Annotated in this window: 2 protein-coding genes; both read right to left on the bottom strand. The window is 37.4% G+C overall.

What is annotated here, in order from left to right; genetic code table 11:
• Positions 1-53 precede the first annotated feature (53 nt).
• On the bottom strand, positions 54-632 hold the full coding sequence (locus FCV43_RS18410) for a hypothetical protein (protein ID WP_136995984.1): 579 nt from the start codon (positions 630-632) through the stop codon (positions 54-56).
• Positions 633-886: 254 nt separating this feature from the next.
• A complete protein-coding gene (locus FCV43_RS18400) occupies positions 887-1,717 on the bottom strand; it encodes an MBL fold metallo-hydrolase (RefSeq protein ID WP_017053035.1) in 831 nt (276 codons plus the stop codon).
• Positions 1,718-1,807 lie beyond the last annotated feature (90 nt).

Raw genomic sequence — 1,807 nt, 5'->3', positions numbered from 1 at the left:
AGTGAAATCGCTAAGCGTTAGGAGTCACTCTTAAATTGTTTGTTATGCTACTGTTAGCACCTCATCCATTTTTTCTTACTTTCTGAAGATCGCCTGATTTTCTTTGACTTTGCTAACTCATTCACTGCTTTAGAGAATACAGATTTAGATAGTCCAAGCTGCTTCTGAAATGCAGGATCAAGGGGTTTAGGAGACTTTAGGTTTGCATAGATACGATCTTCAGGTGACAGTTGCTTGGGCTTGGGCTTGGGCTTTGGTGCTAGCACAGGAGGAAGCTGAACAACCGTATCGTCTTTAGTCCTAACACTTTCATACACAGCTCCTAACTGAGAGCATTGAAACTCAAACGCTGAAATTAAGCTTTCATCATTAGTTAGCAATTCGAATCGAATTGAATTCAATTCTTTTTTACTTAAAGAATTTAAAATCCGTGACAAGTAAGCAATGATATAAAAATCAGCTTGATTTGAACCATTAGGATAACCCGATAAATGAAGATACAACGAATGCTCACAAGCAAGCTTAACTGAATCTAATTTAGAAAACACAAACACCTTATCAATTACTGATGCTTCCATTTTCTCTAGAGACTTCAACCCTACATTTTCAGCATCTACAAATATCATTTTCATTTTATTCCCCTAATAGTATATCTCCATATATCAGTGACATATAAAATACACAACAGGTGGCACAATATCAATAAAGTAGCATAACGCCCAATTAAGGTGTGAAGCACTCGACCACGACACTTAATAGACCACCGTAATCACTAAACTTAACCCAAACCAAAAATGCCAAGCGTGCTGAATCACTCTTAAATTGTTTGTTAGCAATATTTCCCGTTTCAGTGATTTTATTTAATGTTCAGGTTTAACCGATTTCGCTACTTGACTAATTTTTCTTTCGCTAATTTTTCCTGCTGCTCTAAAAATGTAAAAAAGCTGGACTTGCTTATAAATGGATTGATTTCTGCACCGTTTTTTCGTTTATCACGATTAGCGAACAAATCATTTTTATGTGGGTGATTTGCTAGGTTAACAGTTACAACAGGAGGTTTTAGGGCAATCTCTCTGATTCTATCCATACTTTTGAAAAATTGATTCGCTAACTCTGGATTTTTGGCACTCAAACTATGCCCACCGACGACAAACGCACGATATAGTGCACCGCTATCTTGCACCATAAAATCCAGCGAAAAGTCACCCTCGGTATGACCTGGTGTAATATAAAATTTAAATGGCTTCCCTCCGATTTCGAGAGTCATTCCATCTTTAACAATAAAGTCTACATTAGGCGGCAAAAATTTATTGGCTCCCTCACTCTTCTCTGCTTGTTTTTTCGCTAGCTCATGACCTTTTGAGGTCATCACAACTATAGAGCCATACTTCGCCTGAAGGTATTGTGCCCCACCAACATGATCAGAATGCCCGTGAGTAGCTAAAATATGCGTAACTGGCTTTTTCTCTAACCCTAACTTTTTAAGATTAATCGGTATCCATTTGGAATAAGGGAAGTCTAGCGTATCAATAATAACTAGCCCTGTATTTGTCTCGACAGCGTAAGAAGAAACCCATTTATCACCGACATAATACACATCGTCAAACATTTGAAAGGGCTCAACATACCCATTTTTATCATTCATTTCTGGAATATCATCATTTGCTCTTACACAAACTGAAACCAATAAGAGCAGAACAACACTCAACTTTTTCATATAAACTCCTATATTGCTAACGCCCAATTAAGGTGCGATAACGCTATAAAACCCAGACTAAACCATTGCGCCGTAAACACAAATTTCAAA

It is taken from the genome of Vibrio genomosp. F6, assembly GCF_005146325.1.
Lineage (GTDB): Bacteria > Pseudomonadota > Gammaproteobacteria > Enterobacterales > Vibrionaceae > Vibrio > Vibrio cortegadensis.
Note: the sequence above shows the minus strand (reverse complement) of the source record. Positions and strands in the feature narration are given on the sequence as shown.

Coding starts and splice junctions, on each gene's coding strand:
- FCV43_RS18400 (WP_017053035.1), bottom strand. CDS start 1,717: ATGAAAAAGTTGAGTGTTGTTCTGCTCTTATTGGTTTCAGTTTGTGTA.
- FCV43_RS18410 (WP_136995984.1), bottom strand. CDS start 632: ATGAAAATGATATTTGTAGATGCTGAAAATGTAGGGTTGAAGTCTCTA.